The sequence below is a fragment of the Aureimonas psammosilenae genome, assembly GCF_009176975.1.
GTDB classification, from domain to species: domain Bacteria; phylum Pseudomonadota; class Alphaproteobacteria; order Rhizobiales; family Rhizobiaceae; genus Plantimonas; species Plantimonas psammosilenae.
The window spans coordinates 26,422-50,979 of sequence record NZ_WEZG01000011.1; the positions used below are offsets into that span (position 1 = coordinate 26,422).

Sequence of the window (24,558 nt, forward strand, 5' to 3'; positions counted from 1 at the left end):
TATCCGATTCTCAAGGGCCGAACCGCCTGCCGTTCGTGGCGAGCATGAGCGCAATTCGGCAGCACCGCTCCGCGTTCCGGCGAATTGTCGGTGACCCTAGCCTCCATGTTCGGCGATCACCGCCAGAAACGCTGGGCCGTACCGGTCGAGCTTGGCTTCGCCGACGCCTGGAACCCTCGCCATCGCCGCCCGCGAGGTCGGTCGGGCCGCCGCCAGTTCGATCAGCGTCTTGTCGTGGAAGATGACATAGGGCGGCAGGTTCTGCGTTCGGGCGATTTCCATGCGCTTCTGGCGCAAGGCCTGGAACAGGTCGTTGTCCCCGTCGGCCACGCTCGATTGCGTTGTGCCGCGCACCTGCCGCTCGCGGCGCGAACGCGCCGGTTGCGGCGCGCGCAGCATCAATGTCGGCTTGTCGCGCAGAAAGTCGCGGCCGGCGGGTGCGATCGACAATCCGCCATGGCCGGCCAGATCGACTTCCACGAAGCGCAGCGCGATCAACTGGCGCAGGATCGCCCGCCATGCGCGGTTGTCGTGCTCCGTGCCGATGCCGTAGGTCGAAACGCGGTCGTGGCCGAACTGCGTGATGCGCTCGCTCTCGGCGCCCAGAAGCACGTCGACGATATAAGCCTGCCCGAAGCGCTCGCCGGTGCGGTAGATGCAGGACAGCGCCTTTTGCGCCGAAACCGTGCCGTCGAACAGCGTGGGCGGCTCGGCGCAGGTATCGCAGTTGCCGCAAGGGTCGCAGCGGTCGCCGAAATAGGACAAGAGCACCTGCCGGCGACAGCCCGCCGTTTCGGCAAGGCCCAGAAGCGCGTCGAGTTTCTGGCGCTCCATCCGCTTGCGGGCGTCCGGCGCGTCCGATCCCTCGATGAAGCGGCTGCGCAGCGCGATATCCTCCGAACCGTAGAGCATCAGCGTGTCGGAGGCCAAGCCGTCGCGCCCGGCGCGTCCGGTTTCCTGATAGTAGGCCTCGATACTGCCCGGCAGATCGATATGGGCGACGAAGCGCACGTCCGGCTTGTCGATGCCCATGCCGAAGGCGATGGTCGCGACCATCACCACCGCTTCGCCGTGCTGAAAACGCATCTGGTTGGCTTCGCGCGCGGCCTTCTCCATCCCCGCGTGATAACTCAGGGCATCGTAACCCTGATCACGCAACCAAGCGGCGGTTTCCTCGGTCTTGCGCTTCGAAAGGCAGTAGACGATGCCGCTCTCGTCCTTGTGGCGCTTCAGAAAGTCCCGCAACTGGGCGCGAGGATTGTCCTTCTCTTCGATGGCATAGCGGATGTTGGGGCGGTCGAAGCCTGCGACGAAGGCATCCGCCTCGGCGATGTCGAGGTGGGACAGGATCTCGGCGCGCGTCGGCTCGTCCGCCGTCGCCGTCAGCGCCATCCGCGGCGTGTCCGGAAACGCCTGAACCAGCGCGTCGAGCTGGCGATAGGAGGGGCGAAAATCATGCCCCCATTGCGACAAACAGTGCGCCTCGTCGATGGCGATCAGCGACAATCGCGTTCGGGCGAGCCGCTGCAGCACCTCGGGGCGCATCAGCGTTTCCGGCGCGACGTAGAGGATGTCGAGAGCACCTGTCTCGACGGCGTCCCACAAGGCGCGTCGCTCTTCCGGTACAAGATCGGAGTTCAGAGCGGCCGCCTTCACGCCCGCTTGCCGCAGGGCCGCGACCTGATCGGACATCAATGCCAGCAGCGGAGATACGACGAGCCCCATGCCGGGTCGGGCGATGGCGGGAATCTGATAGCAGAGAGATTTACCGCCGCCGGTCGGCATCAGGACGAAGGCGTTGTTGCCTTCGATGACATGCTCAACGATGCTCGCCTGGGGTCCCCTGAACGCATCGTAGCCATAGACGGTCTTGAGGATTTCGAGGGCTTTGTCGTTCATCTGCGATGGCATGTAGGATGTCGGAAGCGGCACTCATAGCAGTTTCGATCCGACAGCCAACATCACGACCGACGCCGATGCGTCAGGGTGTAGAGGAGGTCACTGTAGCGGCATCGTTGGACGCCATCCGATGCGTTTCTTCGCTTGTATCGAACACGCCCAACGTCAAAGCGAAGATGAAGGCGATGGCTGCTCCGACACAGCCATAGGCCATGATCGGGGCTCGTCGGTTGCTGGAACGAAGTCCTGATACTGCCATCGCCGTCGCCTTCTGCCGGTGTTGGCGGGAAATGTCGGGCGGAGACAAAAGTTGCGGAAGTCTTAACAGCAACGGCTGCGGCCAAATGGCTTCCGGGTCAGCCCCGCCGATCAATAGCCATCGTCATAGTCGCGGTAGCGATCGTAGAGCGGATACGGCCGAACGGGCGGGGGTGGACGTCGGATATATGGATCACGATATTCGCTATAACGGTCGTAACGATCGTACCGGTCCGGATAGCGTATGGGCGGCGGGACACGGTCGTCGTCGCGGTAATCCGGGCGGAGCGCGTAGTCGGCGGGACCTTCGCTGTAGGTTACGGTCTCGCATCCTGCCAGCGAAACAGGGCCGATCATCAACAAGGCGACCACGATGGTACGGCGCATGGCGGGTTCCTCCGATCCTGACATTTATGTGTAGGAATCAAGCGGACGATCCATCCTCGTTGCCGGCTAAACGATCGAAGATGCATCTGATCACGACGAGTTGATGGCGAACGACCCTGCCGCGCCGCCGGCGGCGCGCGATGTCTTTACGACACACGGCGAGGTGACTGCTATGTCGAGAAGGCTTTTAGCATCGGCTTTGATCGCAGGCGCCCTTCTCGCGCCGCCCGCCGCCAGAGCAGATGACAGCGGCGATGTCCGTTCCGTCATCTCCAGCCAGTTGCGGGCTTTCAAAGCCGGCGATGGCGTCGCCGCCTATTCCTTCGCCGCGCCGAGCATCAAGGCGATGTTCCCGTCGCCGGACGTCTTCATGTCCATGGTTCGAAACGGTTACTCCGTCGTCGTGGAGGCGAACAACGTCACGTTCGGACCGATGCGCGCCGAAGGCGAAGGCTTTCGGCAGGACGTGAACATGACGGATGCCGAAGGGCACAGCTACATCGCGAGCTACACGCTGGCTCGGCAACCGGATGGATCGCTGAAGATCACCAGTTGTTCGATCCGCAAAGGCGACGATTTCTCGGCCTGAGATCAAAGCGGCGGGATATCGCCCTTCGCCCAGGTTTCTTTAATGGCAGCCGCCCGTTCCTCGAAGCAGCCGCGTTCGATGGCGTCGCGCAGGTCGGCCATGAGCGACTGGTAATAAGCCAAGTTGTTCCAAGTCAGCAGCATCGCGCCGAGCGCCTCGTCGGACCGCACGAGATGGTGGATATAAGCGCGGCTGTAGTCGCGCGCGGCCGGACAATTGGATTCCTCGTCCAGCGGACGGTGGTCGTCGGCGTGTCGAGCATTCTTGAAGTTCACCTTGCCGCGCCGGGTGAAGGCCAATCCGTGGCGCCCTGCCCGCGTCGGCATCACGCAGTCGAACATATCGACGCCGCGCCGAACGGATTCCACGATGTCGTCCGGCGTGCCGACGCCCATCAGATAGCGCGGCTTTTCGATCGGCAGAGCCGGAAGGGTTTCCTCCAGAACCGACAGCATCACCGCTTGCGGCTCCCCGACCGCGAGACCTCCGACCGCGTAGCCTTTCAGATCCAACGCCGCGAGAGCTTCCGCCGAGCGCAGACGAAGGTCCACGATGTCTCCGCCCTGCACGATGCCGAACATCGCCTTGCCCAGCTGGTCGCCGAAGGCGATCTTGCAGCGCTCGGCCCAGCGCAGCGACATCTCCATGGCGCGTTCGATCTCGGCTGGCTCGGCCGGCAGCCGGACGCATTCGTCGAGCTGCATCTGGATGTCGCTGTCGAGAAGCCCCTGAATCTCGATCGAACGCTCGGGGCTCAGCGAGTGCATGGAGCCGTCGATATGCGACTTGAAGACGACACCCGTCTCGTCGAGCTTCCGCAGGGCTGCGAGCGACATGACCTGGAACCCGCCGGAATCGGTGAGGATCGGATAGGGCCAGCGCGCCATCTCGTGAAGGCCGCCGAGCCGCGCCACGCGTTCCGCGCCCGGCCGCAGCATCAGGTGGTAGACATTGCCGAGGATGATGTCCGAGCCGAGTTCGCGGACCTGATCCAGATACATCGCCTTCACCGTGCCGGCGGTGCCGACGGGCATGAAGGCCGGCGTGCGGATCGCGCCGCGCGGCATCGTGATCTCGCCACGACGCGCCTTTCCATCCTTGGCAATGAGGCGAAAGGTGAAGCGTTCGGTCATGGAAGGGCCGGGTCGAGAAGGCAGGCATCGCCGTAGGAATAAAAGCGATATTCCTCCGTGATGGCATGGGCATAAGCGCGCCGCATCGTCTCGAAACCGCTGAAGGCGGAGACGAGCATGAACAACGTCGAGCGCGGCAGGTGGAAGTTCGTCAAAAGGCGGTCCACCGCGCGAAAACGGTAGCCCGGCGTGATGAAGATGTCGGTCGATCCGGCGAAGGGACGCACGATACCGTCTTCGCCCGTCGCGCTTTCCAGAAGGCGCAGCGATGTCGTGCCGACGGCCACGATCCGCCCGCCGCGCCGCCGCGCTTCGTTGAGGCGCTCGGCGGTGGCCGGTTCGATTCGGCCGTTCTCGGAATGCATCCGATGCGCTTCGGTCGTATCGGCCTTGACCGGCAGGAACGTGCCGGCGCCGACATGAAGCGTCAGATACTCGCGCGCGACACCTCGTTGGTCGAGAGCGGAAACGAGTTCGTCCGTGAAATGAAGCCCGGCGGTGGGTGCTGCGACAGCACCTTCTTCCCGCGCATGGATCGTCTGGTAATCGCACCGATCACGCTCGTCCACGTCGCGTTTCGAGGCGATGTAAGGCGGCAGTGGAATGGCGCCGACATTGGCGATCGCTTCGTCCAGCGCCGGGCCGGACAGATCGAAGGCGAAGGTGATCTCTCCCTCGATGCCGACCTCGCGCACCTCGGCGTCGAGCGACCCGGCGAGGCAGACATTGCCGTGTTCGCCGAAGGACACGCGGTCGCCGGCTTTCAGCTTTCGCGAACCGCGGACGAAAGCCTTCCAGACGTCAGGCTCGATACGCTGGTGCAGCGTCGCGCCGATCGACGGCTCGGTATCGCCGCGACCGATCCGGCGACCTTCCAGTTGCGCTGGAATGACCCGCGTATCGTTGAAGACGAGAACATCACCCGGTTGAAGCAGCGACGGCAGATCGGCGATATGGCGATCGCCGAAGCTCCCTGCCCCATCCACGGCGAGAAGGCGCGCGCTTTCGCGCGGCTCGGCCGGCCGAAGCGCGATTAAGCGCTCCGGCAGATCGAAATCGAAGGCGTCGACGCGCATCAGGCGTCGGCGGCGACCTTCACGGACACGATCTTATCGGGGTCGCGAACCGGCTCGCCGCGCTTGATCTTGTCGACATTCTCCATGCCTTCGATGACCTTGCCCCAGACCGTGTACTGGCGGTTCAGGAAAGGCGCGTCGTCGAAGCAGATGAAAAACTGCGAATTGGCCGAATCCGGGCTGGCGGCGCGCGCCATCGAGGTGGTGCCACGCACATGCGGCTCGGCGTTGAACTCGGCCTTGAGGTTCGGCTTGTCCGAACCGCCCATGCCGGCGCGCGAAGCGTCGAAGCTGGGTCCGGTGGACTTGCCGAACTTCACGTCGCCGGTCTGCGCCATGAAACCGTCGATGACGCGATGGAACACGACGCCGTCGTAAGCCCCTTCACGCGCCAGTGCCTTGATATGAGCGACGTGGTTCGGCGCGAGGTCGGGCCGCATCTCGATGACCACCGTTCCCTTGGTGGTCTCAATGACCAGCGTGTCTTCCGGCTTGTCGTAGGCCATGGCGGCCTCCTTTTCTTCAGGACTGGCAACAACAAGGGCGGGAACCATCGCTGGTCCCGCCGCTTTGATGCCGCAGATGGAGGAACGGTGCCGGACTGACAAGCCCGGCAGCCGAAAATCACTTAGGATCGATCTTCACCGAGACCATCTTATCGGGCTCGCTGACGGAGCCGTTGTCCGCCTTGCTGCCCTTCTTGATCTTGTCGACGACCTCCATGCCTTTCACCACCTGACCGACCACGGTGTACTGGCCGTTCAGGAAGCTGCCTTCGTCGAACATGATGAAGAACTGCGAATTGGCCGAGTTCGGGTCGGCCGCGCGCGCCATGCCGACCGTGCCGCGCTTGAAGGGCTCCTTGGAGAACTCGGCCTTGATGTCGGGCAGATCGGAACCGCCGGTGCCGACGTCGTTCTGCGAATAGCCGGCGCCTTCCTTGCCATATTGCACGTCGCCGGTCTGGGCCATGAAGCCGTCGATGACGCGGTGGAAGGCCACGCCGTCATAAGCGCCCTTCTTGGCGAGAGCCTCGATCTGCTTGACGTGGTTGGGGGCCAGATCGGGGCGAAGCTGGACGTCGATCTCGCCGTCCTTCGTGGAGATCACCATCATATCCTTGGCGCTCGCCACCGAGGCAGCACCCGCCACCACCGAAAGCGCGACAACCGCCGAAAGCCCGATTCTGGACAAGAATGTCATTCGCGTCGTTTCCTTCATGATTGCCGTGTTCGGAGCGCCTCGGCGACGCACGGCGGGACGAAAGGCGTGATGTCTCCGCCCATCGCGGCGATCTGGCGAACCAATGTGGCCGTTATGGGCCGCACGGCCGGGCTCGACGGCAGGAAGATGGTTCGAACGCTCGGCGCAAGTTCCGCGTTCATGCCGGCCATCTGCATCTCGTAGTCGAGATCCGTTCCGTCGCGGATGCCCCGTATCAGGGTCGCCGCGCCGAGGGCTTCGGCCGCCATCACGACAAGGCCGGAAAAGCTTTCCACCCGAACCTGACCGGCGAAGCCTTGGCCCTCGGCGACCTCTTCGATCAGTTTCTCGCGCGTATCGAAATCAAGCATCGGCGCCTTGCCATGGTGAACACCGATGCCGACGATCACCCGATCGAACAGAGCGCAGCTTCGGCGCAGAATATCGAGATGACCGAGCGTGAAGGGATCGAACGAGCCCGGATAAAGACCGGTGCGCATGGTCATGGTGTGATGCCCGTTAGCGACATTCGGAAAATCTTCATCATGCTCGACAACCCGGGATCAACGCTTCGCGTCGTATTGATGCGTTCGGCGGCGCTGTTGCAAGGGACAGCGTCCCGCCCCTGCGACGATCGGGACATCTTGTGATTCGGATCGTTGGAACAAACGTTTAGCAGCAGCATTCCCCTTGCGCATTCCGGAGATGAGCAATGCTGATTTTCGTTCTTTCGCTCGCCATGGTCGCAGGCCTGTGCAGCGCTACTGCCGTTGCTCTTCATAACGAGGCGGAAGCTTCGCGCGTCAAAGCCGTGGCGCGCAAACGCCGGCCGCTGAACTAACAGCCGACGCCTTCTTCCAACGCATGAGTTATGGGGAGGCGATCACTCGCCCCCCGAAGCATCCTCGGCGCTTTCGTCGCCATCGATCGGCGCGATGATCTCGGCCTCCTCGGCACCCTGGTCCGGGATGCGCTCGACGGACACCACACGCTCCCCTTCCGCGGTTCTGAAGATCGTCACGCCCTTGGTGGCGCGACCCTTCAAGCCGATCCCCTCCACCGGCACGCGGATCGTCTGGCCACGATCCGAGATCATCAGCAACTGATCCCCGGCCTCGACCGGGAAACCGGCGACGAGCCGCCCGATATTGGCCATCTGCGACGGGTCGGTTGCGCGTATCCCCTTACCGCCCCGCCCGCTGGTGCGGAACTCGTAGGACGAGGAACGCTTGCCGTAGCCGAACTCGCTGAGCGTCAGGATGAACTCCTCGGCCGCGCTGAGATAGGCATAGCGCTCCTGATCGATCGCGACATCCTCCACGACCTCCTCCTCCACGGCGACGACGTCCGTTTCGGTCTCGCCCTCCACCGCGCGACGCATCTTCAGATAGGAAGCGCGTTCGGCCGCGGTCGCGTCCACATGGCGAAGGATCGCCATGGAGATGACCTGCTCGCCCTCAGGGAGCGATATGCCGCGCACGCCGACGGAGTTGCGGCCCGCGAACAAGCGCACATCGGTCGCCTGGAAGCGGATGCACTGCCCGGAAGAGGCCGTCAGGAAGACGTCGCTGTCTTCAGAGCAAACGGCGACGGCAAGGATTTCATCCCCCGCCTCGTCCAGCTTCATCGCGATCTTGCCGTTGCGGTTCACCTGAAGGAAGTCCGCCAGCTTGTTGCGCCGGACGGTGCCGCGCGTCGTCGCGAACATCACGTTCAGCTCTTCGACCGAGCGCTCGTCGTTCGGCAACGGCAGGATGGAAGTGATGCGCTCGCCCTTTTCGAGCGGCAGCATGTTCACCAGCGCCTTGCCGCGCGACTGCGGATTGCCGAGCGGCAGGCGCCAGACCTTCTCCTTGTAGACGATGCCGCGCGACGAGAAGAATAGGATGGGCGTGTGAGTATTGGCGACGAACACGCGCGTCACCGAATCCTCATCGCCCTTCAGCGTCATGCCGGAGCGGCCCTTGCCGCCGCGCCGCTGCGCCCGGTAGGTCGCCAGCGGAACGCGCTTGATGTAGCCGCCATGGCTGACGGTGACGACCATCTCCTCGCGCGGAATCAGGTCCTCGTCATCGAGATCGGCCGCGCCTTCCAGAAGCTCGGTCCGGCGGGGCGTCGCAAATTCCAGCTTCACCGCCAGAAGCTCGGCCTTGACGATCTCGCGCACCTTGATCCGGGACGACAGGATCGAAAGATACTCGCGGATTTCCTCGCCGATCTTGTTCAATTCGTCGCCGATCTCGTCGCGTCCGAGCGCCGTCAGGCGTTGGAGACGCAGGTCGAGGATGGCGCGCGCTTGCGTTTCCGATAGGCGATAGGTGCCGTTCTCGGAGATGCGGTGGCGCGGATCGTCGATCAGGCGAATCAGCGGCTCGACATCCTTGGCATCCCATTCGCGCGCCATCATGCGGTCGCGCGCGGTCTGCGGGTCGGGCGCTTCGCGGATCAGCTTGATGATCTCGTCGATATTGGCGACGGCGATGGCGAGACCGACCAAGACATGCGCCCGCTCGCGCGCCTTGCGCAGGAGGAAGCGCGTGCGGCGGTTCACCACTTCCTCGCGGAAGGCGATAAAGGCGCCAAGCATGTCGAGGAGCGTCATCTGCTCCGGCTTGCCGCCGTTCAGCGCCACGATATTGGCGCCGAACGAGGTTTGGAGCGGCGTGAAGCGGTAGAGTTGGTTGAGGACGACGTCGCTCGACGCGTCGCGCTTCAGTTCCACCACGACGCGATAGCCGTCGCGATCGCTTTCGTCGCGAATGTCGGAAACGCCCTCGATACGCTTGTCGCGCACCAGATCGGCCATCTTCTCGATCATCGAGGCCTTGTTCACCTGGTAGGGAACCTCGGTGACGATGATCGACTCGCGGTCACCGCGCAGGGGCTCGATATGCACCTTGCCGCGCATCAGGATGGAGCCGCGCCCGGTGGCATAGGCATCGCGAATGCCGGCCCGGCCGAGCACCAGCGCGCCGGTCGGAAAGTCGGGACCGGGAACGATCTGCATCATCTCTTCCAACGAGATTTCCGGATTGTCGATCATGGCGATGCAGCCATCCACGACTTCGCCGAGATTGTGCGGCGGGACGTTGGTGGCCATGCCGACGGCGATGCCGCCGGAGCCGTTGACGAGAAGGTTCGGGAAGCGCGCGGGCAGAACCACAGGCTCCATCTCGCGCCCGTCGTAGTTCTCCTGGAAGTTCACCGTTTCCTTGTCGATGTCTTCCAGAAGCGCGTCGGACACCTTCTGCAGGCGCGATTCGGTGTAGCGCATGGCCGCCGGCGGATCGCCGTCGATCGAGCCGAAATTGCCCTGCCCGTTGATAAGCGGCGCGCGCAGCGACCAGTCCTGCGCCATGCGCACGAGGGCATCATAGATCGAGGCGTCGCCGTGCGGATGGTACTTACCCATCACCTCACCGACGACACCGGCGGACTTTCGGAAAGGCCGCGTCGAGGTAAGGCCCATCTCGTGCATAGCGAAGAGAACGCGGCGATGCACCGGCTTCAGCCCGTCGCGAACGTCCGGCAGCGCGCGGCTGACGATGACGCTCATCGCATAATCGAGGTAGGATCGGCGCATCTCGTCGACAATCGAGATGCTTTCGACGCCGCGAGGCCGCTCGGGCGTTGTGTCGTGGGTATCGTCGGCCAAAAAAGTCCGCTTCCGAAGCTGAGAGTTCGGGACGGTTATAGCAAGCCAGCTAGGAGGAAGGCAAATCGTCCCACCCGTTCCAGATGGGGATTTACAGTCGACTTTTCAATGACTTGGCCAAGGGTCGACGGGCACGCGCAGATATTGGATCACCATCGGAGCGCCGCCCCCCCGGCCAGCGCCCCGATCCGTCGATCACGATTCGTTCAGAACGGAATCTCGTCGTCCATATCGCGCGATCCGCCGCCGCCCCCGCCGCCGCCGCGATCGTAGTTGCCGGCACCGCCGCCCCCGCCGCCGCGACGCGCACCGCCGCGATCCTCGTCACGGCCACCACCCCCGCCGCCGCCGAAGCTGGAACCGCGATCGTAGTCGCCGCCGCCACTACCGCCTTCACTGCGACCGCCGATCATCTGCAGTTCGCCACGGAACTTCTGGAGAACGACCTCGGTCGTGTATTTCTTCTGGCCCCCCTGGTCCTCCCAAGATCGGGTCTGAAGCTGGCCTTCGATATAAACCGTCGAGCCCTTGCGCAGATACTGCTCGGCGACCTTCACGAGGTTCTCGTTGAAGATCACGACGTTATGCCATTCGGTGCGCTCCTTGCGCTCGCCCGACTGGCGGTCGCGCCAGGTTTCGGAGGTCGCGATGCGCAGGTTCACGACCGCGTCCCCGGAATTCAAGCGACGGATTTCCGGGTCCGCCCCGAGATTTCCGACCAGGATGACTTTGTTCACGCTGCCGGCCATGGCTCGACACTCCCTCGATCGCCGGTCGAGCCGGCCTTTCATGCATCATAGGATATCGCGCGATGATATGCGCGACGCCCGGCGGATTTCCACAAGCGCCGCGCGACATGCGCGTATCGACAAGACGTTCATAATATGTTCTCTTGTGCGACGCAAAGGCAACTTGTTTTCGACGCGTCTCGACGCGAAGCCGATGACACATATCTAGCGCGACGGCTGAACGCCGCCCATCTCCCGGCGGCGCACGTCCCGATCCATGAAGCGAATGCGGCAGCCGATGGCCGATCAGAAGTTCATTTCCGTTCGCGGTGCCCGCGAGCATAATCTCAAGAACGTCGATCTCGACCTGCCACGCGACAAGCTCATCGTGATGACGGGCCTGTCGGGGTCCGGCAAGTCGTCGCTGGCCTTCGACACGATCTATGCGGAAGGGCAGAGACGATACGTCGAAAGCCTTTCAGCCTATGCGCGCCAGTTTCTCGAGATGATGCAGAAGCCGGATGTCGACCAGATCGACGGGTTGTCGCCGGCCATCTCCATCGAGCAGAAGACGACCTCGAAGAATCCCCGCTCCACCGTCGGCACGGTGACGGAGATCTACGATTATCTCCGCCTTCTCTTCGCGCGCACCGGCATTCCTTACTCTCCCGCGACTGGGTTGCCGATCGAAAGCCAGACGGTCAGCCAGATGGTGGATCGCGTCCTCGAACAGCCGGAAGGCACCCGCCTTTTCCTGCTCGCGCCGATCGTTCGCGGGCGAAAGGGCGAGTTCAAGAAGGAGTTGCAGGAGCTTCAGAAGAAGGGCTTCCAGCGCGTTCGCGTCAACGGTGAGTTCCACGACATCGCCGACGTGCCGTCGCTCGACAAGAAGTTCAAGCACGATATCGAGGTCGTGGTGGATCGCGTGGTCGTGCGCGCCGACCTGAAGACGCGCCTCGCCGATTCGATGGAAACGGCGCTTCGGCTGGCCGATGGCATCGCGGTAGCCGAGTTTGCCGATGGCGTCGACGAGAACGGCAAACCGCGACAGCTCATCTTTTCCGAAAAGTTCGCCTGCCCCGTTTCCGGTTTCACGATCTCCGAGATCGAGCCGCGCTTGTTCTCGTTCAACAACCCCTTCGGCGCGTGCCCGAAATGTGACGGGCTCGGCGCCCAGCAGTCGATCGATCCGAACCTGATCGTACCCGAAACCGCGCGCACGTTGAAGAACGGCGCCATCGCGCCTTGGGCGAAGTCGACCTCGCCTTACTACGGCCAGACGCTCGATGCGCTCGGCCGAGAATACGGTTTCAAGCAGACCGAAAAATGGTCCGACCTACCGGAGGAAGCGCGCAACGCGATCCTTTACGGCACGGGCAAGCGCAAGGTCGAGTTCCAGTACAACGACGGCCTGCGCTCCTATAAGACGGCCAAGACCTTCGAAGGCATCATTCCCAATCTCGAGCGGCGCTGGATAGAAACCGATTCGGCGTGGTCGCGCGAGGAAATCGAGCGCTATATGTCGGCGACCCCCTGCCCGGCCTGCAGCGGCTATCGGCTGAAGCCGGAGGCGCTCGCCGTGAAGGTGGCGGGCAGGCATGTCGGCGAGGTCACGGCGCTCTCCATCCGCGCGGCCAAGCACTGGTTCGAAGAGCTTCCCGCCAGCCTCAACGCCAAGCAGAACGAGATCGCCGTCCGTATCCTAAAGGAGATCCGGGAACGGCTTCGCTTCCTAGACGATGTCGGCCTCGATTACCTGACGCTGTCGCGCTCGTCCGGCACGCTTTCGGGCGGCGAATCGCAGCGCATCCGCCTCGCCTCGCAGATCGGATCTGGCCTGACGGGCGTTCTCTACGTTCTGGACGAGCCGTCGATCGGTCTTCACCAGCGCGACAACGCGCGGCTTTTGACAACGCTGAAGCACCTGCGCGACATCGGCAATACGGTGATTGTGGTGGAGCACGACGAGGACGCCGTTCTGACGGCGGATTACGTCGTCGATATCGGGCCGGCCGCCGGCATCCATGGCGGTGAAGTCATTGCGGCGGGCACGCCCGACGAGATCAAGGCCAATCCGAAGTCGCTGACGGGACGCTATCTTTCCGGTTCGCTCGGCGTCGCGGTTCCGCCGGAAAGGCGGAAGGCGCAGAAGAACAAGCGGTTGAAGGTCGTCGGCGCGCGCGGCAACAATTTGAAGAACGTCTCGGCGGAAATTCCGCTCGGCCTGTTCACGGCCGTTACCGGCGTGTCCGGCGGCGGCAAGTCGACCTTCCTGATCGAAACGTTGTTCAAGGCGGCCGCGCGTCACATCAACGGCGCGCGCGAGAATCCGGCCCCGCACGAGCGCGTCGAGGGGCTGGAGCTTCTCGACAAGGTCATCGACATCGACCAGTCGCCGATCGGGCGTACGCCGCGCTCGAACCCGGCGACCTATACCGGCGCCTTCACGCCGATCCGCGACTGGTTCGCCGGGCTGCCGGAGGCCAAGGCGCGCGGGTATCAGGCCGGCCGCTTCTCGTTCAACGTCAAGGGCGGGCGCTGCGAGGCCTGCCAGGGCGACGGCGTCATCAAGATTGAGATGCACTTCCTGCCGGATGTCTACGTCACTTGCGACGTCTGCCACGGCAAGCGCTACAATCGCGAAACGCTGGAAGTCACTTACAAGGTGAAGTCGATCGCCGACGTTCTCGACATGACCGTCGAGGAAGGCGTCGAGTTCTTCGCCGCCGTGCCGGCGGTGCGCGACAAGTTGGTGACCCTGAACGAGGTCGGCCTCGGCTACATCAAGGTCGGCCAGCAGGCGACGACGCTTTCGGGCGGTGAAGCGCAGCGCGTGAAACTCGCCAAGGAACTGTCGCGCCGCGCGACCGGCAAGACGCTCTACATTCTCGACGAACCGACCACCGGCCTCCACTTCCACGACGTTGCCAAGCTTCTGGAAGTCCTCCACTCGCTGGTGGACCAAGGCAATACGGTCGTGGTGATCGAACACAATCTCGAGGTCATCAAGACGGCGGACTGGGTTGTCGATATCGGCCCGGAAGGTGGCGATGGCGGCGGAGAGATCGTTGCCACAGGCACGCCGGAAGCCGTGGTGAAGGTCGAGCACTCTTGGACCGGACGCTTCCTGAAGGAGCTTCTGGACCGTCGCCCGGTGGAAAGTGCAAGGGAAGCCGCGGAGTAAGCGCGGCTTCCCGTTCTAGTCGCGAAGTGCGCGCAGTGCGGCCGGAATCAGGCTCGGCAGGTCCTCGGCGATAAGTCCGGGACCATGGGCCAGCCCCGCCATACCGTGCAGCCAGACAGCGGCGGAAGCAGCTTCGAAGGCGGGAAGCTTCTGCGCCAGAAGCCCAGCGATGAGGCCCGCCAAAACGTCGCCCGTCCCGGCCGTGGCGAGATAAGGCGAGCCGGTGTTGTTGATCGCGGCCCGGCCGTCCGGGGCGGCGATCACCGTGTCGGAGCCCTTCAGGACCACCACGGCACCGGATCGCGCGGAAGCGCCGCGCGCCATCGCAAGCTTCGAGCGCTCTTCCGCGAGTTCGGGAAAGAGCCGCTTGAACTCTCCCGCATGCGGCGTCAGCACCGCGCTGCCCGAACTGCCCCCGATTGCCTGGAAGAGGTCTTGCCGATTGTCCCTGAAGGAGGTGATGGCGTCGGCATCGATCACGGTATGCCGTCCTGACGCCAGAACCGCTCGCACGAAACTTACGGCCTTTTCGCCGATCCCGAAGCCAGGGCCGATCACGAAAGCATTCAGCCGTTCGTCGGCAAGATGGGCATCGAGTTCGGCCTCGTTCTCGCAGCGCTTCAACATGATCGCGGTGAGATGGCTGGCGTTCACGAGAAGCGCGGAGGACGGCGAAAAGACCGTGACGAGCCCCGCGCCGACACGCAAGGCAGAAAGCGCCGACATGCGCGCCGCGCCTGTCTTGGTCGCGCCGCCGGAAAACACGACGGCATGGCCTCGGTCGTATTTGTGACCGATCTGCGAAGGCGGTGCGAAGACCTCCCGCCATAAGGCCGGTTCGTTGGCGAAGGTGCGCGGGCCGATGGAGCCGAGGATATCGGGGTCGATACCGATATCGACGACGGCCAGTTCGCCGCACCGCGAACGGCCGGGCTCCAGCAGATGTCCTGGCTTGCGGCGGAAGAAGGTCACGGTCAGCGCCGCCTGGATCGCCAGTCCCATTTCCGCGCCCGAATCGCCGGAGATGCCGCTCGGCAGGTCGATCGCGACGATGGGTCGGCCGGATGCATTCGCCTTCTCGATGACCGTTCTTGCGATGCCGTCCACATCTCGCGCGAGACCCGCGCCGAAAAGGCCGTCGATGATGAGGTCCGCATCGGCCGGGTCGAACGCGTCGAGCGGAAGGACTTCGCCGCCGTAGTCGGCCATCGCCTCGGCGGCGTCGCCCTTCAGCGATTTGGGGTCGCCCAGGAGGTGGATCCGAACATCCGCGCCCTCGTTTCGCAGAAGGCGCGCCACGACGAAGGCATCGCCGCCGTTATTGCCCGGACCGGCGAGGATCGCGACGCGCGATACGCCGGGAAACCGTTCGCGCAACACCTCGAACACCGCCTGCCCGGCTCTGCGCATCAGCGCCCATCCGGAAATTCCGCTCGCGATCGTCAGTCGATCGGCCTCGGCCATCTCGACGGGCGTCAACAGATGGATATCTTGCACATCTATGCTCATGCGAATGGCAACCTGCTTTCCCGATGCACAAGTTGATAGGCCTTCGACAAGGCCGATCAAGCGATACGGGCCCTCCAGCGGAAGGTGGCCGAGTGTCGAGCAGTTTCGGAACGGCGATAGTTGCGTTCTCGGCGAAGCCCGCCTACTCCCACCGGGCAACGCCGCGAGGCTTGCCAACGGTCCCGGCCTACCGGATCGAGTGGCACGCGTCCTGCATTCATCGCTTCGGCGGACGATGATCCGCGAGGGGGAAACATCGTGAGGATATGTCGATGAAGAAGGTCGAAGCCATCATCAAACCCTTCAAGCTCGACGAGGTGAAGGAGGCTCTGCAGGAAGTCGGTCTTCAGGGCATCACCGTGACCGAGGCCAAGGGCTTCGGGCGGCAGAAGGGCCATACCGAACTTTATCGCGGCGCCGAATATGTCGTCGATTTCCTGCCGAAAGTGAAGGTCGAGGTCGTTCTGACCGACGAGGCCGTACCGGCAGCGGTGGAGGCGATCCGCAAGGCGGCGCAGACCGGACGCATCGGCGACGGCAAGATCTTCGTCTCGACGATCGAGGAAGCCATCCGCATCCGCACAGGCGAAACAGGCAACGACGCCGTCTGACGCCCGACGTCAAGGCTTGCCGCAAGCAGCAAACGACATCTTGGAGAGGAAAGACATGACCACTGCCAACGACATTCTGAAGCAGATCAAGGACAACGACGTCAAGTTCGTCGACCTGCGTTTCACCGACCCCAAAGGAAAGCTTCAGCATGTCACGATGGATGTTTCCATCGTGGACGAGGACATGTTCTCCGAAGGCACGATGTTCGACGGTTCGTCGATCGGCGGCTGGAAGGCGATCAACGAGTCCGACATGGTTCTCATGCCGGACCCCGAGACCTCGCATATGGACCCCTTCTTCGCGCAGTCGACCATGGTCGTGCTTTGCGACATTCTCGATCCGGTGTCCGGCGAAGCCTATAACCGCGATCCGCGCGGCACGGCCAAGAAGGCCGAAGCCTATCTGAAGCAGTCCGGCACGGGCGACGTCGCTTACTTCGGCCCCGAAGCCGAGTTCTTCATCTTCGACGACGTGCGCTACAAGGCCGACCCCTACAATACGGGCTTCAAGCTCGACTCGACCGAACTGCCATCCAACGACGATACCGAATACGAGACCGGCAATCTCGGCCACCGCCCGCGTGTGAAGGGCGGCTACTTCCCCGTCCCGCCGATCGATTCCTGCCAGGACATTCGGTCCGAGATGCTGTCCGTCATGGCGGAAATGGGCGTCGCGGTCGAAAAGCATCACCATGAAGTCGCCGCCGCGCAGCACGAACTCGGCATCAAGTTCGACACGCTGGTCCGCAACGCGGACAACATGCAGATCTTCAAGTACGTGACCCATCAGGTCGCCAATGCCTACGGCAAGACCGCGACCTTCATGCCCAAGCCGATCTTCGGCGACAACGGCTCGGGCATGCACGTCCACCAGTCGATCTGGAAGGGCGGCAAGCCGACCTTCGCGGGCAACGAATATGCAGGGCTCTCGGAAAGCGCGCTGTTCTATATCGGCGGCATCATCAAGCATGCGAAGGCGTTGAACGCCTTCACGAACCCCTCCACCAACTCTTTCAAGCGCCTGGTGCCGGGCTACGAGGCGCCCGTGCTCCTCGCCTACTCGGCGCGCAACCGCTCGGCTTCCTGCCGCATCCCCTTCGGCCAGTCGCCGAAGGCCAAGCGCGTCGAAGTCCGCTTCCCCGACCCGATGGCCAACCCCTATCTCGCCTTCTCGGCGATGCTGATGGCCGGCCTCGACGGCATCCGCAACAAGATCCATCCGGGTTCGGCGATGGACAAGGACCTCTACGACCTGCCGCCGGAAGAGCTGAAGGAAATCCCCACGGTCTGCCGTTCGCTCCGCGAGGCGATGGAGCATCTCGATGCCGACCGCGACTTCCTGAAGGCCGGCGGCGTCTTCGACGACGACCAGATCAACGCCTTCATCGACCTGAAGATGGCCGAAGTCCTGCGCTTCGAAATGACGCCGCATCCGGTCGAGTTCGATATGTACTACAGCCTCTGACACGAAGCGGCCGAGCGATCGGCCGTTCCATCGCACTTCACAAGGGGCGGCTCGTCGGGCTGCCCCTTTTCACATGGTTCCGGAGACCCGAGATGAGCGAGACAGCGAGCCGCATCGAAAGCGCGGTCACCGAGATCGCGGAGGAGATGCAGGCACGCGCGGACAGGGGAAAGGTCGCGGACTACATCCCCGAACTCGCGCTTGTGGACCCTGCGGGTTTTGGTATCGCGGTGATCGACAACCAAGGTGGTGTTTTCGCAGCCGGCGACTGCGACACGCCCTTCTCCGTGCAAAGCATCACCAAGGTCTTCACCCTGACGCTCGCCCTCGGCATGGTCGGCGATCGGCTTTGGCGGCGTGTCGGGCGGGAGCCTTCGGGAAGCGCGTTCAACTCGATCGTGCAACTCGAGCACGAGCACGGAATTCCGCGCAATCCCTTCATCAATGCCGGCGCGATCGCCGTCACCGATCTGATCCTTTCCGGTCACGAGCCGCGCGAAGCGCTGGGCGAAATCCTGCGTTTCGTGCAGTTTCTCGCGGACGACCAAACCATCAAGATCGACAAGGCCGTTGCCGCTTCCGAACAGCGAACCGGGTTCCGCAACCGCGCGCTCGCCAATTACATGAAGAGCTTCGGGGTGATCGAGAACCCGGTCGACTACACGCTCGGTGTTTATTTCCACCACTGCGCCATCGCCATGTCATGCCGCCAACTCGCGATGGCAGGGCGTTTCCTGGCGCATTCCGGTCGCCATCCGACCACCGGGCGCTCGGTGATCCACATGGAGAGGGCGCGCCGTATCAACGCCTTGATGCTGACCTGCGGGCATTACGATGGTTCGGGAGATTTCGCGTACCGCGTCGGGCTGCCCGGCAAGAGCGGGGTCGGCGGCGGCATTCTGGCGATCGCGCCTGGGAAAGCGACGATCGCGGTCTGGTCGCCGGGACTGGATGCGGCCGGCAATTCCCATCTCGGCCGCATCGCTCTCGAACTTCTGACCAAACGTCTCGGATGGTCGATCTTCGGCGGTTAGTTCCGCTTGTTCGGGTTGCGGGACGCCGCCTCCGCTTCCTCGCGAATGGCGTCCTCATGATACCATCCGCCTTCGGCGATGTGAGGGGCAACGGGTGCGACTGCTGCCACCGGTGTCAGGCTCATGCTGCGGGTTCGGCTGAGGCGACCTCCCCGCGGAAACTGGTGGATCGTCGCGCTCCGATTGGAATGCGTCAGGTTCATGGACGTCCTCCCGATCGCGTTTGTCACGCTTGTTCCATCAACGTAACCTCTGCTGCTTGAAGAACAAGCACGTTGCACAAAAAATTATCAGCAAATGGCGAAACTATAGGCGCGCGGACTTCTGCATAATACGTTATCACATGCTGCTGCCGACATCGGTCGAGCGCTCTCATCGATAAGCCTGCCCGGCTCTGATGGTTGCCCGTTCGAAAACCGAAACGCGAGCGTGGTGAAACAATTTGCGAGGCGCGACCGCTTTCGACGACCCGGCATATCCATGTCCTTCAGGCACCGTTCCTCTGCGGAACCCGCCCTTCAGTCCGTCGAAGATCGCATCTCGCCCGTGAGGGAACCGCAATGACGAAGTACAAGCTCGAATACATCTGGCTCGACGGCTACAGCCCGACCCCGAATCTTCGCGGCAAGACCCAGATCAAGGACTTTGCGGAATTTCCGACCCTCGATCAGCTTCCGCTCTGGGGCTTCGACGGCTCGTCCACCATGCAGGCCGAAGGCCGCAGCTCCGACTGCGTGCTGAAGCCCGTCGCCATCTACCCCGATCCGGCCCGCACCAACGGCGCCTTGGTGATGTGCGAAGTCATGATGCCGGACGGCGTCACCCCGCACGCTTCCAACAGCCGCGCCACGATCCTCGACGATGAGGACGCCTGGTTCGGTTTCGAGCAGGAATACTTCTTCTACGAGAACGGCCGCCCGCTCGGCTTCCCGGAAAGCGGCTTCCCCGCTCCGCAGGGCCCCTATTACACCGGCGTGGGCTACAAGAATGTCGGCTCGGTCGCCCGTGAGATCGTCGAGGAACATCTCGACCTTTGCCTCGCCGCCGGCATCAACCACGAGGGCATCAATGCCGAAGTGGCCAAGGGCCAGTGGGAATTCCAGATCTTCGGCAAGGGCTCCAAGAAGGCGGCCGACCAGATCTGGATGGCGCGCTACCTCCTTCTGCGCCTTTGCGAGAAGTACGGCATCGACATCGAGTTCCATTGTAAGCCGCTCGGCGATACCGACTGGAACGGCTCGGGCATGCACTGCAACTTCTCCACCAAGTTCATGCGCGAAGTCGGCGGCAAGGCCTATTTCGAGGCCCTGATGGCGCAGTTCGACAAGAACCTTCAGGACCATATCGATGTCTACGGCCCGGACAACCACCTGCGCCTGACCGGCAAGCACGAGACCGCGCCCTGGAACAAGTTCAGTTACGGCGTCGCCGACCGTGGCGCGTCGATCCGCGTCCCGCACTCCTTCGTCAACAACGGCTACAAGGGCTACCTTGAGGACCGCCGTCCGAACTCGCAAGGGTGCCCCTACCAGATCGCTTCTCAGGTCCTGAAGACGATCTCCGAGGTCCCGACGCAGGCCGAGGTTTCGGTCGCGGCCTGATCGATCTCGTTCGGCTGGCTTAAACCTGCCGTTTCTCCTTCACCCGTCGCGCTTCCCGGTGCGGCGGGTTTTCGTTTGATGCTCAGTCGGCTGTCGCCAGGAGCCAGTTCAACGTTTCGCGCCAGTCGATCATCCTGATCGGCGTGCCGTGATTGCCATCGCGCATGGAAACGAAACGCACCGGATAGGCGCCGGCTCGTAGACGGTCGTAGAGATCGTGGGCGCTTCGCCAGGCGAAGACCTTGTCGCGCGTGCCATGCGTGAGGAGCATCGGAATCTTGCGAGCGCCGGCAGCGTGCCTCATCGCTTCGACCTTCGCGGGCGGATTGTTGGCGCTCAGCATCACGATGCCGGCGACCGAAGCCGCGACGTCTCGCTCGGCCAGAAGGTCCCAGCAGAACTCGCCGCCCATCGAGGCGCAGGCCAGAAGAACAGGCGGACGACCGGGTTTGGCCGCCAGATCCTTGACGAGCGCCGCGACCCGCATCTTGTCCGAAGAGCCGAAGCCGCCGGCATCCGTTGTGACGTAAAGCCCTCCGGCACGGTCCAGCAGGTTCTTCAAGCGATTGAAGTTGCCGCCGAAGGTGCGGTCGTACATGCCGAGCCGCCGGTCTCCGTTTCGTCCGTGAATGAACAGAACGATCGCGGTCGGTTTGGCGCGCTCGCCCGCCTGGATCGTCCGCAAAGGTCCGGCCGGAGTATCGACAACGAGTTCCGCCTGCCGTCGCAGCGGCGCGGGATCGACATAGGTCGCCTTGACCCGCCGCTCGGGGATTTCGTCGCGCCCGTTGATGTCGCGCAGCTCGGAGTAATCGACATCGACCTGATTGCCGCCGTCGCTGCGAACGCTTGCCGGAGAATAGGCGAAGAGATCGTCTTTGAAGGGCGAAAGCTGCAAAGGGTTCGCCAGAACGGGAAGCGACCAAAGTGCGAAGATCGCCGACAAGACCGGACGGAGGACGCGAGGATGGTTCATGACCGTGGCTTGTGCGGGGCGGATCGGCCCTCGGCAACTCATTTCTAAGGGTTAGTTGTTGAAATGCGCGCTCGTGCCGGTTGGCGATCCCGTCGGCGGGTTGAAGAACATTTCGTGAATATGTAGATTGAGCCCATGGTTTCCTTCGAAAATTCGCCCCTCCCGCGGGGCATGGCGATCTTCAAGGCATGAGCGAGGACCTCTTCACGGGCAACGCTGCCCGCGCGCGTGAACCGCGCCCCCTCGCCCGCCGCAAGCTGCCCGACCCGGTGCTGGCTGCCGCGCGCGCCGCCGCGCCCAAATTTGAGCCGCAAGCCGAATACACGGCTGCCGACATCGAGGTTCTGGAAGGGCTGGAGCCCGTTCGCAGACGTCCCGGCATGTATATCGGCGGCACGGACGAAAAGGCGCTGCACCATCTCTTCGCCGAGGTGATAGACAATTCCATGGACGAGGCTGTCGCGGGGCACGCCAACTTCATCGAAGTGTCGCTGGAAGCCGATGGGAGCCTTGCCGTCACCGACAACGGACGCGGCATCCCCGTAGACCCGCATCCGAAATACAAGAACAGGTCGGCGCTCGAAGTCATCATGACGACGCTCCATGCCGGCGGCAAGTTCGACTCCAAGGTCTACGAGACGTCCGGCGGCTTGCACGGCGTCGGCGTGTCCGTGGTGAACGCTTTGTCCGCGCGGCTGGAGGTCGAGGTCGCGCGCAACCGTCGCCTTTATCGCCAGACCTACGAGCGCGGCCACGCGACGGGCAAGCTCGAAGAGGTGGGCGAGGTCCATAACCGGCGCGGCACCCGCGTCCGGTTCTGGCCGGACCCGCAGATTTTCGGCGGAAACGCCGCCTTCGACCCCGCGCGCCTTTTCGCGATGGCGCGTTCGAAAGCCTATCTGTTCGGCGGTGTCGAGATCCGGTGGTCCTGCGATCCTTCCTTGGTGGCGGACGGCGACAAGACGCCGACGCGCGCGAACTTCCACTTCCCCGGCGGTCTGAAGGACTACCTGGAAAGTTCGCTCGGCACCGAACACCGCATCACCACACAGACCTTCGCGGGACGCACGGAAAAGGTCTCCGGCCACGGCGCTGTGGAATGGGCGGTGAACTGGACATCGGCGGATGGCTTCGTCCGCTCCTACTGCAACACCATCCCGACGCCCGAAGGCGGCACGCACGAGACGGGCCTGCGCAACGTGCTCCTGCGCGGCTTGAAGTCCTTCGGCGAGGTGTCCGGCAACAAGAAGGCCGCCGTGGTGACGGCCGAGGACGTGATGCTGACCGCTTCGTCCATGCTGTCGGTGTTCATCCGCGAGCCCGAATTCGTCGGTCAAACGAAGGACAAGCTTGCGACGGCGGAAGCGCAGCGCATCGTCGAAAGCTCGATCCGCGATGCCTTCGACATCTGGCTGGCATCCTCGCCGCAGGATGCGGCGCGCCTTCTCGACTGGGTGGTGGAGCGCGCCGAAGAGCGCGTCAGGCGTCGGCAGGAAAAGGAAGTCAGCCGAAAGAGCGCGACGCGCAAGCTGCGTTTGCCGGGCAAGCTCGCCGATTGCAGCCAAACGGGCGCGGCGGGTGCCGAACTCTTCATCGTGGAAGGCGATTCGGCCGGCGGTTCGGCCAAGCAAGCGCGCGATCGTATGCGTCAGGCCATTCTGCCACTGCGCGGCAAGATCCTGAACGTCGCCTCGGCCGGGCGCGAGAAGCTCGGCGCGAACCAGCAGATCGGCGATCTCGTGCAGGCGCTCGGTTGCGGCACGCGCAGCAAGTATCGCGAGCCGGACCTTCGCTACGAGCGGGTCATCATCATGACCGACGCCGATGTGGACGGGGCGCATATCGCATCGCTTCTGATCACCTTCTTCTATCAGGAGATGCCCGAACTGATCCGTCAGGGTCACCTGTTCCTGGCGGTGCCTCCGCTTTATCGCCTCGCGCAGGGTGGCAAGGTCGTCTATGCCCGCGACGATGCCGACCGGGAAAGGCTGATCGCGCGGGAATTCAAAGGCAAGGGGAAGATCGAGGTCAGCCGGTTCAAGGGTCTCGGCGAGATGCTGCCGGCGCAGTTGAAGGAAACCACGATGGACGTGCGTCGCCGCACGCTTCTGAAGGTCGAGATCGACGAGGCGCCGGAAGCCGGTACGTCCAGCGCGGTGGATGCGCTGATGGGCAACAAGCCGGAGGCACGTTTCCGTTTCATTCAGAACCGCGCCGCTTTCGCCGTCGACCTCGACGTTTGATCGGGCTAAGAGACCGGTCGAAAGCGCCTTGGAGAATGCCGCGGAGAAGCCTAGCTGACCCCCGCGATACTGGACCCGGCCGATGCTTTCAGGCTTGGTCATACACGTGGAATGAACGCCTCGCCTGAAGCCGAGTTTCGGCGCGTTTAAAACCTTCTGACCGACCCGCCGATTGCCGGTCGCGTTGGAGACACGAAGACGAACCGCAACGGAATGACGCTCATGATCCTTCGTTCAACGCTCGCGGCCGCGGCGGTGCTCCTCGCGGTCCCGGCGATCGCGCAGAACGATCCGGCGGCTTCGCCTCCGGCAGCGGTCGGTGCGCCCAAGCCCTATGTCGCGCCCACGCCGGGCACGGATCAGCCGGAAGCTGCCCCTGCGGCCCCCGTCGCGCCTGCGGTCACCAACATTCCCCCGGCCGACCCGGCTTCGTTGCAGGCGGTCCAGTCGCTGCCGACCCAGGTCGAGGACGTGCAGATCGTCGGGCCCTGGACCGAAGCCGAGACGAGCGGCGTCTGGAGAACGGTGATGCTGCAGGTCGGCGGAACCGACAAGGATGTTTATCGCTTCTTTTTGCAGAAGCTCGACCGCGTCGGTCCGAACGCCAAGATCGTATCGACGACGGAAGTAAAGGAAGTCGCGGGCGTCAACGGGACGGTCGTCGGCTATCGCGCGGAAGAGCCGGAAGAAGGCGCTGCGGGCAACGACTTGACGCTGTTCTTCGACGTGGTGCCGCTGGATGGCGAAGTTCCGGAAAGCTACGAGCTGCACTTCATGCAGGACAACACCTACACCTTCGGGCCCGCGACGAACTGAACAGCGCAAATGCTCAGAAAACATGCCGCCGATACGAAATCCGGCGGCTATTCGTTGAGGATGTTTGCTTGTTTCGAGCGCGATCCGGCCCTATCTTCAGTCGTAGCGTTGACTTGACATAGTCTTACGCTTACTGCCGCCATGAGAATGCGGTCAGCCGAAGGCGTTTTCGTCTTCTCTTTCGTCAATCG

22 protein-coding genes are annotated in these 24,558 nt (G+C 63.3%); 10 read left to right on the plus strand and 12 right to left on the minus strand.

Annotated features, from left to right (window positions below; translation table 11 throughout):
- Positions 1–96: 96 nt before the first annotated feature.
- Positions 97–1,899: a DNA helicase RecQ gene (gene recQ, locus F9929_RS17470; protein WP_152047969.1), complete on the minus strand. Its 1,803-nt coding sequence runs from the start codon at positions 1,897–1,899 to the stop codon at positions 97–99.
- Between the two features lie 369 nt (positions 1,900–2,268).
- Positions 2,269–2,544 (minus strand): hypothetical protein, encoded by a 276-nt coding sequence (locus F9929_RS17475; protein WP_152047837.1) that lies wholly within the window; start codon positions 2,542–2,544, stop codon positions 2,269–2,271.
- A 172-nt stretch (positions 2,545–2,716) separates the two neighbouring features.
- On the opposite strand from F9929_RS17475, the gene F9929_RS17480 reads away from it, so the two are divergent.
- The gene (locus F9929_RS17480) at positions 2,717–3,133 is read left to right on the plus strand and encodes a DUF4864 domain-containing protein (RefSeq protein ID WP_152047838.1); all 417 of its coding nucleotides are present in this window, start codon (positions 2,717–2,719) and stop codon (positions 3,131–3,133) included.
- A 2-nt stretch (positions 3,134–3,135) separates the two neighbouring features.
- Here F9929_RS17480 and tgt read toward each other — a convergent pair whose 3' ends face one another.
- The 5 genes from tgt to coaD form a co-directional block, all read right to left on the minus strand.
- Positions 3,136–4,266 (minus strand): tRNA guanosine(34) transglycosylase Tgt, encoded by a 1,131-nt coding sequence (gene tgt / locus F9929_RS17485; RefSeq protein ID WP_152047839.1) that lies wholly within the window; start codon positions 4,264–4,266, stop codon positions 3,136–3,138.
- Complete coding sequence (queA, locus tag F9929_RS17490) at positions 4,263–5,342, minus strand: tRNA preQ1(34) S-adenosylmethionine ribosyltransferase-isomerase QueA (protein WP_152047840.1); 1,080 nt, start codon at positions 5,340–5,342, stop codon at positions 4,263–4,265. Before queA ends, tgt begins: the two co-directional genes overlap by 4 nt.
- Positions 5,342–5,848 carry a peptidylprolyl isomerase gene (locus F9929_RS17495; protein WP_152047841.1) on the minus strand — a complete coding sequence of 169 codons (507 nt, stop codon included), beginning with the start codon at positions 5,846–5,848 and terminating at the stop codon, positions 5,342–5,344. Before F9929_RS17495 ends, queA begins: the two co-directional genes overlap by 1 nt.
- Positions 5,849–5,966: 118 nt before the next feature.
- Entirely contained in the window at positions 5,967–6,545 is a 579-nt protein-coding gene (locus F9929_RS17500) for a peptidylprolyl isomerase (RefSeq protein WP_152047842.1), read from the minus strand.
- A 14-nt stretch (positions 6,546–6,559) separates the two neighbouring features.
- Positions 6,560–7,045, minus strand: coding sequence for a pantetheine-phosphate adenylyltransferase (gene coaD / locus F9929_RS17505; RefSeq protein ID WP_328596004.1), 486 nt, complete (start codon positions 7,043–7,045; stop codon positions 6,560–6,562).
- On the opposite strand from coaD, the gene F9929_RS24820 reads away from it, so the two are divergent.
- Positions 6,929–7,195 carry a hypothetical protein gene (locus F9929_RS24820; RefSeq protein WP_328596006.1) on the plus strand — a complete coding sequence of 89 codons (267 nt, stop codon included), beginning with the start codon at positions 6,929–6,931 and terminating at the stop codon, positions 7,193–7,195. The genes coaD and F9929_RS24820 overlap by 117 nt on opposite strands.
- Positions 7,196–7,257: 62 nt before the next feature.
- Positions 7,258–7,386: a hypothetical protein gene (locus tag F9929_RS24730; RefSeq protein WP_268915669.1), complete on the plus strand. Its 129-nt coding sequence runs from the start codon at positions 7,258–7,260 to the stop codon at positions 7,384–7,386.
- Between the two features lie 42 nt (positions 7,387–7,428).
- Here F9929_RS24730 and gyrA read toward each other — a convergent pair whose 3' ends face one another.
- Positions 7,429–10,128 carry a DNA gyrase subunit A gene (gene gyrA / locus F9929_RS17510; protein ID WP_235919398.1) on the minus strand — a complete coding sequence of 900 codons (2,700 nt, stop codon included), beginning with the start codon at positions 10,126–10,128 and terminating at the stop codon, positions 7,429–7,431.
- 278 nt (positions 10,129–10,406) lie between these two features.
- Positions 10,407–10,949 (minus strand): single-stranded DNA-binding protein, encoded by a 543-nt coding sequence (gene ssb / locus F9929_RS17515; protein ID WP_152047845.1) that lies wholly within the window; start codon positions 10,947–10,949, stop codon positions 10,407–10,409.
- A 277-nt stretch (positions 10,950–11,226) separates the two neighbouring features.
- Between ssb and uvrA the strand changes: the two genes are divergently transcribed.
- Positions 11,227–14,112 (plus strand): excinuclease ABC subunit UvrA, encoded by a 2,886-nt coding sequence (gene uvrA, locus F9929_RS17520; RefSeq protein WP_152047846.1) that lies wholly within the window; start codon positions 11,227–11,229, stop codon positions 14,110–14,112.
- A 15-nt stretch (positions 14,113–14,127) separates the two neighbouring features.
- Here uvrA and F9929_RS17525 read toward each other — a convergent pair whose 3' ends face one another.
- Positions 14,128–15,576: an NAD(P)H-hydrate dehydratase gene (locus F9929_RS17525; protein ID WP_152047970.1), complete on the minus strand. Its 1,449-nt coding sequence runs from the start codon at positions 15,574–15,576 to the stop codon at positions 14,128–14,130.
- 317 nt (positions 15,577–15,893) lie between these two features.
- Between F9929_RS17525 and F9929_RS17530 the strand changes: the two genes are divergently transcribed.
- The 3 genes from F9929_RS17530 (at position 15,894) to F9929_RS17540 (ending at position 18,731) form a co-directional block, all read left to right on the plus strand.
- Complete coding sequence (locus F9929_RS17530) at positions 15,894–16,232, plus strand: P-II family nitrogen regulator (RefSeq protein ID WP_152047847.1); 339 nt, start codon at positions 15,894–15,896, stop codon at positions 16,230–16,232.
- 55 nt (positions 16,233–16,287) lie between these two features.
- Positions 16,288–17,697 carry a type I glutamate--ammonia ligase gene (glnA, locus tag F9929_RS17535; protein ID WP_152047848.1) on the plus strand — a complete coding sequence of 470 codons (1,410 nt, stop codon included), beginning with the start codon at positions 16,288–16,290 and terminating at the stop codon, positions 17,695–17,697.
- 92 nt (positions 17,698–17,789) lie between these two features.
- Positions 17,790–18,731, plus strand: coding sequence for a glutaminase (locus F9929_RS17540; RefSeq protein WP_152047849.1), 942 nt, complete (start codon positions 17,790–17,792; stop codon positions 18,729–18,731).
- On the opposite strand, the gene F9929_RS17545 is transcribed toward F9929_RS17540, so the two are convergent.
- Positions 18,728–18,934 (minus strand): DUF2735 domain-containing protein, encoded by a 207-nt coding sequence (locus F9929_RS17545; RefSeq protein ID WP_152047850.1) that lies wholly within the window; start codon positions 18,932–18,934, stop codon positions 18,728–18,730. The genes F9929_RS17540 and F9929_RS17545 overlap by 4 nt on opposite strands.
- Positions 18,935–19,291: 357 nt before the next feature.
- Between F9929_RS17545 and F9929_RS17550 the strand changes: the two genes are divergently transcribed.
- Entirely contained in the window at positions 19,292–20,332 is a 1,041-nt protein-coding gene (locus F9929_RS17550; protein WP_152047851.1) for a glutamine synthetase beta-grasp domain-containing protein, read from the plus strand.
- A gap of 82 nt (positions 20,333–20,414) precedes the next feature.
- On the opposite strand, the gene F9929_RS17555 is transcribed toward F9929_RS17550, so the two are convergent.
- Positions 20,415–21,308, minus strand: a complete 894-nt coding sequence (locus tag F9929_RS17555) for an alpha/beta hydrolase (protein WP_152047852.1) — start codon at positions 21,306–21,308, stop codon at positions 20,415–20,417.
- A gap of 188 nt (positions 21,309–21,496) precedes the next feature.
- Between F9929_RS17555 and parE the strand changes: the two genes are divergently transcribed.
- Together parE and F9929_RS17565 are read left to right on the plus strand one after the other, a co-directional pair.
- Positions 21,497–23,551 (plus strand): DNA topoisomerase IV subunit B, encoded by a 2,055-nt coding sequence (gene parE / locus F9929_RS17560; RefSeq protein WP_152047853.1) that lies wholly within the window; start codon positions 21,497–21,499, stop codon positions 23,549–23,551.
- Between the two features lie 222 nt (positions 23,552–23,773).
- Positions 23,774–24,367: a hypothetical protein gene (locus F9929_RS17565; RefSeq protein ID WP_152047854.1), complete on the plus strand. Its 594-nt coding sequence runs from the start codon at positions 23,774–23,776 to the stop codon at positions 24,365–24,367.
- Positions 24,368–24,558 lie beyond the last annotated feature (191 nt).